This window comes from Kytococcus sp. HMSC28H12 (assembly GCF_001816045.1).
Classification (GTDB): domain Bacteria; phylum Actinomycetota; class Actinomycetes; order Actinomycetales; family Dermatophilaceae; genus Kytococcus; species Kytococcus schroeteri.
The window spans coordinates 1-9,240 of sequence record NZ_KV824371.1; the positions used below are offsets into that span (position 1 = coordinate 1).

A 9,240-nucleotide genomic window follows, 5' to 3' on the forward strand; every position below is an offset into this window, starting at 1 on the left:
CCGCTGCGTGCCGCGGTCGAGCGCGGTGGCCGGCTCCGGCGGGGTGATCTCCGGGGCCACCAGGTCGAGGTCGTACAGGGCCGGCGGCAGCTCCCGCCGGGTCTGCTCCACCAGCGTCCACCAGGTGGCCACGAGGCGACCTGCCGCGGCCCGCACGGCCTCGGCCCCCAGGGCGTCGGCGTGGCCCTGCGCCACGGCCCGGGTAAGGGTGGGGACGCGGTAGCGGGGCTGTCCCAGGGCGTCCACGCCCTCCTCGAGCAGCAGGTGGGCGTCCACGAGGGCGTCCACCTGGTCGAACCAGTCGTCCCGGCCGGTGAGCGCACCCACCACCCAGCCCGGGAAGGGGTCCTCCCCGGCCAGCGGCAGCAGGGCGAAGGCCTCCCGGGCGGCCGCGCCCAGGCCCTGCACCACGTTCTCCACGCCGGCGCCCAGGTCGAAGCCGTGCTCGGCCAGCTCCGGCAGCGACTGCCCGGGTGTCAGGAGCCGGTCCAGCAGCACCTCCAGGCTCCACGAGGGTCGGGTGCGCAACCGACCGGCCACGAGGTTGAGGGCCAGCGGGCTGTGGCCGCAGGCGCGGGCCACCGCCGCGGCCGCCGCCTCGTGGCCCTCCGTGCGCTCCGAGCCCAGCGCCGCGTGCAGCAGCTGCACGGACTCCTCAGGGTCCAGCGGCGGGACCGGCAGGCAGGTCACCCCGGGCGACGGCGGCACCGGGTGGGTCGTGGTGGCCAGCACGGTCACCGGCCCCACGGGCAGCACCCGGTGCAGCTGGTCGGCGTCGATCAGGTCGTCCAGCACCACCAGCACACGTCGCGTCGAGAGCTCCTCGGCCAGGGCGCGACGTCGCTGCTCGTGCTCCGCCATCCCCGACCGGGTCGGCACGCCCAGCTGGGAGAGCAGCTCCTCCACGACCTGCTCGGTCGAGAGGGTCTGCCCCGGGCCGTGCACCGGGACGTGCAGCACCCCATCGGGGAAGTGGGGGGCCACCTCGTGCGCCACCTTCAGCGCCAGTGCGGTCTTGCCGATGCCGGCCGGGCCGTGCACGACCACCACGCGCCGCACCATCGGCCCCAGCAGGGCGGCCGAGACCTGCTGCTGCAGCTCCTCCCGCCCCACGAAGCCCACCGGCGCCGGGGGCAGGTGCCCGGCCGCCACCGGGCGGGTGGGCGGTTGCGCGGGCTGCTCCTCGCCGCGCAGCACCGCGGTGTGCAGCGCACGCAGCGGTTCGGAGGGTTCCACGCCCAGCGTCCTGCGCAGGAAGGTCCGCGCCCGGCCGTAGGTGTCCACGGCCTCGGAGCTCTTGCCCGCCGTCACCTGCGCGCGCATCAGGGCCGCCCACGCGCTCTCCCGCAGGGGGTGCAGCTCCACCACCTGCTGCAGCTCGGCCACCGCCTGGGCGGGGTCGGTGCGGGCGGTGAGCAGCCAGTGCTCCTCGCACAGGTCCAGGTGGGCGCTGCGCAGGCGGGCGGCCAGGGCGCTCGCCCGGTTGCCGGGCACGGCATCGGGGAAGGGGTCGTCGCGCCACAGGTCCATGGCCGTGGAGAACTGGGCGTGGGCCTCCTCGGGGCGCTGGGCGGCCAGGGCCTCCCGGCCCAGGCGGACGGCCTCGCGGTAGCGGTGCAGGTCCAGTCCCACCTCGTCGGCCAGGCGGTAGCCGCGCGCCACCGTGAGCACCACCTTGCCCTCGCTCTCGGGCACGGCCCGGCGGATGCGGCCGATGCACCCCTGCACCTGGTTGGCCGCGGTGCGCGGGGGACCGTCCGGCCAGAGCGCCTCGACGATCTCGGTGGCGGAGACGTTGCGGGGCGCGGCGGCGGCCAGCAGCTCGAGGATGCGTCGCTCACGCAGGGCGAGGTCCAGCGGCCGGCCGTCGGCGGTGAAGGCCTCGAGGGGGCCGAGGACCGAGAGCTGCACGTTCCCTCCGTGGTGTCTGCCGGCAGCGCGCCGGGTGGACGCCCATCGTCGCCCACGCGGCGGGCGGACGGTACCCACCGTTTCTGTCAGGTGCATCACGGTGTCTCCCGCCGGTTCCCCGGTCGGTCGCGGGCGCGGAACGACGCGGCACACGAACGGGGTGGCCCGGGCCGCGTGCGGTCCGGGCCACCCCGGGTGGTCGAGCGTCATCGGCTCACTGCCAGGTGACGCTCACCTCGTCGCCCTGCACGAGCACCTCACCGTTCAGGTCGAACTCGACCTCGTCGGTCTTCTTCTCCCAGGTGGGGGGCTCGTCGAAGATCGCCGTGTCCTCCTCGTAGGAGTAGGTGGCCCGGCCCGAGGAGTCGGTGGTGAGCCTCAGCCCGCCCTGTCCCCAGTCGTCGCCGGCCTCGAGGTGCATCTGCGGCTGCTGGTCGATCTTCCACGACCCGTTGCGCACGTCCTCGCTGGTGTACGTGGAGAACGGGCACCCCTGGGGCTCGGCGTCGGTGCTCTTGGCGCACTCCTCGAGGTGGGCCTTCGCCTGCTTGAGCGCCTCCTCCTCCAGGGCCGGGGTGGGCTCGTAGGTGAGCTGCCCGTCGTCCTGGCCGGCGGACGACTCCTGGCCCGCCGGGCCCCAGGTGCGGACCGCCTCGCCGGAGGACTGCTGGTAGGTGCTGTTGGGCAGGGAGAAGCGGTAGGTGCCCGGCAGCACGGCGAAGCCGCTCTCCGCGCGGGCGTTCGTGGGCACCTCGCGGCCGTTGACGACCACCTTCTCCGTGCCCTCGGGGACGTAGGCGTCCACGTGACCGGTCAGGGGGGAGGCGTCCGCGATCTTCCACTTGTCGAAGAACATGAAGGACGAGCCATCGCGCTCCACCGCCACGTCCACGGACTCGGTGACGCCGTTCTGCGTGTACTTCACCGGCACCACGGCGCGGTCGTCCTCCTTCTTGACCTCACCGATCTCGAAGCCGGTGGGCCGGTTCTCCACCTCGGCGTACACCTCGTCGACCATGAGCAGGCGCTGGTCGGTGGGGATGTTGGGGTCGGCCAGGCGCATGGCGTCGCTGCCGCGCCCGTCCACGACGGCCTCCATGTACTGCTCCACCTGCTTCTCCGGGGCGAAGAAGGCGGAGTTGACCGCCTTGCTCAGCAGCGACAGGACCAGCAGGGCCAGCACGACACCGCCGAGCACCATCGCGCCGAGAGTGAGGCGGCGCTTCGTCGCCGGGTCCATGGGGGTGCCGGCCCCGGCGCCCGCACCCAGCGGTGCGGTGGACGTCGTGGTGTCCGTGGACCCCGGTGCGGTCTCGCCGTGCCACGCCGTGGCGCCGCTGTCTCCGGCGGTGGGGGTAGGGATGGCCTGGGTGGCGTCGTCCGCCACGGCGGGTGCACCGGGGGCGGGTGCAGCAAGCGTGGCGGCCGGGGTGGGGTCGTCGACGGTGGTGGAGTCCGCGGCTGCGGCCTGCCAGCGCCCCATCAGGGACGCGGGAACGTACTGCACCAGGTGGGGTGCCACGAAGCGCGACACGAGCTCCACCGCCAGACCCGCCAACGGAGCGGTGAGCAGGATCGTGGTGGTCGGCGCGATGCGCCCTGCCTCGCTCATGCCCATGAAGGACATGCCCGCGTTCACCTGGGTGAGCAGCAGCATCAGCAGCGCGCCACCGGCGAAGACGGCCGGCAGGGCCAGCCACCCGGCCGGGGAGTTGAGCGTGGTGTGGCGACGGTCGCGGACCACCCACCACCGCACGCCGGCCACGACGAGGGCCACCAGCAGCAGGAGGATCCACAGGGTGCGCACCAGGCCCGAGGCCTCGGACCAGAGGCCGGCGGTCTCGTTGCCGGCCGTGACGCTGCCGAAGTGCACCACCTGGTAGCCCCACAGCAGTACCTGGGGCCACACCGGGAAGGCGATGAGCGCCCACCCCAGGCCGTTGTCCTTGAGGACCGCGACCAGCAGCCCGAGCAGCAGGCCCACGGACACCACGGCCACGTGGACGCCGTACGTGCTGAGGGCACCGGCCCACGCCCCGCGCGGACGTACCTCGTGGCTCCGGTGGGCCAGCGAGCCCAGCACCCACCCGGCGCCGGTGAGCACGAACGCCCCGAGGAACGCGGTGAAGGACCCGGCGTGCAGGGTGAACTCACCGAGCCAGGTGTCCTCGGTGCGCAGGCCGAACAGGGCGGCCAGCGCCCAGGTCAGCGCACCGGCCACCAGGCCGGCGAGGGCCGCCTGCGTCCAGGTCTGTCCCATCGACTGGCCGGCGCGGCGCGTCCGACGGGCCCAGAAGGCGGCCCCCAGGACGAGGCCCGGGGCCACGGTGAACAGCGGCAGCCACACGTGGCCGAGGGAGTCCTCGCCGTTGGCAAGGCTCAGGGTGCCGAAGGACCCCAGGCTGACCATCTGGAAGGGCAGCGAGAGCAGGATGTCGCCGAGGTTCACGTCGGCACCGCTGAGGTCGCTGGAGCCCGAGGGGCCGTCGTCGCCCTGGATGACCGACCCGATGAACATCACGAGCATGGTCACCACGGAGGCGGCCAGGGCCGCGCCGTACGCGACCAGGCCACCCAGGGCGGCCGGCTTGAGGGTGTCAGCGTCCAGGTCGAGCGACCCGGTGCCGGTGCGGGCGGCGGCGAGCGGAGCCGTGGTGGGGGCCGACGGCGCGGGGGTGTCCGCCACCCCCTCGACGGTGGGGCCGGCTTCGCGGGGCGACCCGGCGGTGTGCGACGCCGTCGGCTCAGCCGTGGGCGAGGTGTTCCGCTCCGGGGCCGGCGGGGTGGCCGGCTCGGGGCGGGCTGCGCCGCACTGGGCGCAGAAGCGTGATGCGGGAGCGAGTTCGCTCTCGCACTGCTGGCAGGTGGTCATGCGTGTCCTCTCGGGATGGGGGAAGTGCGTGGCTCGTGGGTGGTGGCCCGGGGCGTCACCAGAGGTCGTAGTCCTTCTTGGCCAGGCGGAAGCCGTGGCCGGAGGCCTCGCGGGTGCACTCGACACCCGTGTCCTTGCTGTGGCAGGTGGTGCCCTTGAAGGTGAGGCTGTCGCCCCACGGCAGGATGCTGTAGACCTCGCCCTTGATGACCTTGGTCTTGCCGACGGGCAGGACGTCCACCCACTCACCGCCGTCGTTGGTGCGACCGTGCCCGAGGGCGTGGCCGCCGCAGTTCCACGTGGGGCGGTCGTTCCCGGACACGGAGAGCTCGCCGACGCAGTCCGGCTCCTGGGCCGCGCTGTACTCGGTGACGTCGATCTCGCAGCTCACGCCCTCGGCCGTGATGTCGCAACCGACGTTCTCCGACTCCATGAGGAACGAGACGCGCTCGTACCCGGCCAGCGGGTCCTCCGCAGTGGGGCTGCTCGGGGCGGGGGACTTCGGCGCGCTCGAGGACGTCGGGGAGGACGAGGTGGCCGAGCTGGCCGGGGCCGAGGAGGGGGAGGCGCCCTGGTCACCGGTGGGTCCGGAGTCCGTGGGGGAGGCCGTGACCGACCCCGGGGACGTGGCGGCTGGCTCGTCGGTGGGGCTCTCCTGGGCCGAGGTGGTGGGCGCGCTGGACGCCGGGGCCCCGTCGTCCTCCGAGGCCGGGGCCTCCGGGGTGGTCTCGGACGGGCTCTTGGCCGGGGCGGTCTCCACCTTGGGAGGTGCATCCGGCAGGTCACCGGCCTGCTCGTCGCCGCCCGAGCAGGCGGCGAGGGTGGTGAGCGCCAGGGCGAGGGTCAGGTGGCGGGCAGCAGTGCGCACGAGAACTCCTGGGGTGAGGGGATGGTCCCGCGCATGATGACAGTCGCATGGCACCGCTCATGGCGGAATGGCGGGGATTTCCGGGCGCTGCGGGTGCGTGACAGGTGAATGACAGCGAAGGGACAGGACGAGGGGTCCGTGCGGGCCCAGAGGCGCCTCAGCGGTACCCGGCCGCCACGTCGAACGGGCCCCGCGTCCCGGGCCGGCCGACGGCCAGGTACAGCGCATCGGCGCGGCGGTGCGCGGCATCCGCCCCGGCGGTGTTCCCGGTCTCACCCCGCAGCCGGGCCAGCACCCGCAGGGCGTGGGCGAGGCAGCCCTCGTCCCCCAGCCGGTCGAACAGCCCGGCGCTTCGCTCCGCCTCGGCCAGCGCGGCCGGGGTGCGCCCCAGCGCGTGCAGCACCGTGCTGCGCCCCCGCAGCGCCTGGGCCAGCCGGTGGTCGTCGCCCACCTCGGTGGCATCGGCCACGGAGCGGTCGTACAGCGTGAGGGCCTCCTCGTGCTGGCCGGCCCGGTGCAGCAGCCCGCCCCACACCGAGAGCGCCACCGCCCGCACGTGCAGCGAGCTGGCGCCGGCGGCCTGCTGCACGTGCTCCAGCGCCTCCTGCGGGTGGTGCGTCTCGCGCAGCGCCACGGCCAGGGCCAGGTGCGCCAGGGCGCAGCCGTCCGCCACCCCCGCCCTCTCGAAGAGGTCCAGTGCCTGACGGGCCCGCTGCTGCGTGGCCTCGTAACGTCCCCGGTAGGCGTGCAGCTGCGCCGAGGTGATGAGCATCCTGGCCTGCGCCATCTCGAGGCCGGGGCCGTCGCCCTCCTCGAGCGCCTCCAGGCTGCGGTCCACCACCTGCTCCCACTCGTCGTGCATCCAACGGTAGTCGAAGAAGGGCTCCAGGGCTGTGGTGAGGCGTGCCGCCAGCTCGGGCCAGCCGTGGTCGGCGGCGCAGTGCACCGCGGCCATGGCGCTGCGGTGCTCGCAGTGCAACCACTCCCGGCCCGAGCGCAGCGCACGCTGGGCCCCGGCGTCCAGCTCGGTCTCCGGGGCCGGCACGTCCACCGCGGGCAGGGCCACGCCCGGGTGGTGCAGGGTGAGCGGCACCGCCACCACCGCCGAGTCCACCGCCCACCACCAGGTGCGCGCCAGACGGCCTGCCGCCTCCCGCAGGAGGGCGGGGTCCACGTCCTCGGCGCGCTCGCGGGAGACCGCCGCGGTGAGCGGCGGGACCACGAAGCGGGGCTGCCCCAGCCCGTCCACCCCCTGGTCGTGGAGCAGGTCGCGCTCCACCAGCTGGTCCAGGAGGTCGAACCACTCGCACCGGCCCGCCAGTGCGCCGACCGCCCACCCGGGGAAGGACTCCTCGCCCAGCAGGTGCAGCAGCGGCAGCAGGTCGGCGGCCTCGGGGGGCAGGTCCGCGGCCGCGGCCGCCACGTCCGCTGCCGGGTCCACCCCGCGCACGGACAGCTCCGGCAGGGGCTGGCCCACCGTGGTCACCCGGTCCAGCAGCACCTCCAGTCCCCAGCCGGTGTGGGAGCGCATGTGCTGGGTGGCCACCCGCAGCGCCAGCGGGTTGTGGCGGCAGGCCCGGGCCACGGCGAGGGCCAGCCGCTCCTGGCCGTCCACCCGCTCGGCCCCCAGCAGCCCGCGCAGCAGGTCCAGCGACTCCTCGCGGGTCAGCGGGGGCACCCGGCGCACGAGGGCGTCGTCCAGCTCCGGGAGTGGGCGCAGGCTGGTCACCACGGCGTGCACCGGCCCGTCGGGCAGCACCCGGCGCACCTGCCCGGCATCGCGCAGGTCGTCCAGCACGAGCAGCACGCGGCGGCCGGTCAGGCGCCGGCCCAGCGCGGTGCGCAGTGCTGCTTCGTCCTCGGGGAGCTCCGCCCGCTCGGCACCGGTCTGGGTGAGCAGCTCGGCGAGCACCCAGCGGGCGCTGCGGGCCTCCTCGGCCTGGCCGCGCGCCGAGACGTACAGCACGCCGTCGCGGAAGGTGTCCGCGAGCGTGCCGGCCACCCGTACCGCGAGCGACGTGCGGCCGATGCCCCGGGGGCCGTGCAGTGCCACCACCCGGCGTTCCCCGTCGGCCACGAGGTGGGCCCGCATCGCGTCCTGCAGCGCGGCGCGGCCCACGAACAGCTCCGCCGTGGGCGGCAGGTTGCTGCAGGTGCCGGCGGGCTCGGCCCAGAGCGACCCTGCGTCCTCGCCCCGCAGGATGCGGGTGTGGAGGGTCTGCAGGGTCTCCGAGGGCACGGTGCCCAGTGCGTCGCGCAGCGTGGTGCGCAGCCGGGCGAAGACCCCCAGGGCCTCGGCGGTCTTGCCCGACCGGGCCAGGGCGCACATCAGCTCGCCCCAGGCGCTCTCGCGCAGCGGGCTGAGCGTCACCATCCGCTCGAGCTCGGCGACGGCGCGCTCCGGCTCGGTGCGGGAGGTGAGCGACCAGCGCAGCTCGCACAGGTCGAGGTGCTCGGCGCGCAGCTGCGCCGAGAGGCCCGACGCGCGCGTGCCGGCCAGCGAGTCGGGGAAGGGGCGGCTGCGCCAGGTGCCCATGGCGGCGGCCAGGTGGGTGATGGCCTGCTCGGTGAGGCCGGCCGCAGCGGCTTCGCGCCCCGCCCGGGCCAGCTCGCGGTAGCGGCGGAGGTCCAGGTCCACCGAGGGGGAGAGGCGGTAGCCGCGCGAGGTGGTGTCCACCATCGGGACCCCTGCGCCGCCGGCCGCGCGCCGGATGCGGCCGACGCACCCCTGCACCTGGTTGCGGGCCGTCCCCGGGGGGTCCTGCGGCCAGAGGGCGGCGATGATCTCCTCGGTGGGCACCTGGTGGGGGGGCCGCGGCCGCGAGCAGCTCGAGGATGCGCACCTCCCGCAGGGCGAGCGAGACCTCCCGGTCGTCCTCGCCCACCACCTCGAGGGGGCCGAGCACGGACAGCTGCATGCCGGGTTCCTCCATCGGTCGGTCGTCGGGTGGTGGGCGGGTGGGGTCCGTCACGGCCGGTCGGGGGCCGGGCGGGGCCTGCATCAGGGATGCTGGCAGAGATTGCTCCACAATCCGCGGCAGGGCCATGCGACGGTGGGTGGATCAGCGGGGTGCGACAGCGATATGACAGGGGGGCCGGGGGGCGCGGCGCGGCCGGGTAGGCTGTCCGTCATCTGGCCCGCCCTGTCTTGCCGCGGGCCCTTTGGCGATGACGTCCGGCCCCCGGCCGACGCACCTGCCGCGTCGTTCCCCGGCCCTGCGAGAGGGCCCCGCTGAGCCCGGCCCCGTGCCGGCCCCGCCCGGAGCCGCGTGCTGCGCGAGACGCCGCCTGCCCCTCGACCGGGGCCTGCGTGACCTTCCAGCGAGAATCGACGGTGCCCCGTGCCCCACTCCTCCGTGTCCTCCTCCGCGACCCGCCCTGTGGCCGCGCCCACCTCGTTCGACGCCCTCGGGCTACCCGCCTCCCTCGTGGCCGTGCTGGCCGAGGCCGGCATCACCACCCCCAGCCCCATCCAGGCCGCCACCCTGCCGGACTCCCTGGCCGGCCGTGACGTGCTCGGCCGCGGCCGCACCGGGTCGGGCAAGACGCTGGCGTTCGGGCTGCCGCTGGTGGCGCGCCTGGCCGCCGA

5 protein-coding genes are annotated in these 9,240 nt (G+C 75.1%); 1 reads left to right on the forward strand and 4 read right to left on the reverse strand.

What is annotated here, in order from left to right; all coding sequences use genetic code 11:
• From HMPREF3099_RS04220 to HMPREF3099_RS04235, 4 genes are all read right to left on the reverse strand, one after another.
• Nucleotides 1-1,911: AfsR/SARP family transcriptional regulator (locus tag HMPREF3099_RS04220; RefSeq protein WP_070704382.1), on the reverse strand; the 1,911-nt coding region annotated here is incomplete at its 3' end.
• 214 nt (nt 1,912-2,125) lie between these two features.
• Entirely contained in the window at nt 2,126-4,783 is a 2,658-nt protein-coding gene (locus HMPREF3099_RS04225) for a hypothetical protein (RefSeq protein WP_070704385.1), read from the reverse strand.
• Between the two features lie 55 nt (nt 4,784-4,838).
• Nucleotides 4,839-5,651 carry a hypothetical protein gene (locus HMPREF3099_RS04230; protein ID WP_070704388.1) on the reverse strand — a complete coding sequence of 271 codons (813 nt, stop codon included), beginning with the start codon at nt 5,649-5,651 and terminating at the stop codon, nt 4,839-4,841.
• A 157-nt stretch (nt 5,652-5,808) separates the two neighbouring features.
• Nucleotides 5,809-8,451: a BTAD domain-containing putative transcriptional regulator gene (locus HMPREF3099_RS04235; protein WP_070704390.1), complete on the reverse strand. Its 2,643-nt coding sequence runs from the start codon at nt 8,449-8,451 to the stop codon at nt 5,809-5,811.
• A gap of 541 nt (nt 8,452-8,992) precedes the next feature.
• Here HMPREF3099_RS04235 and HMPREF3099_RS04245 point away from each other — a divergent pair.
• Nucleotides 8,993-9,240: DEAD/DEAH box helicase (locus tag HMPREF3099_RS04245; protein ID WP_371327508.1), on the forward strand; the 248-nt coding region annotated here is incomplete at its 3' end.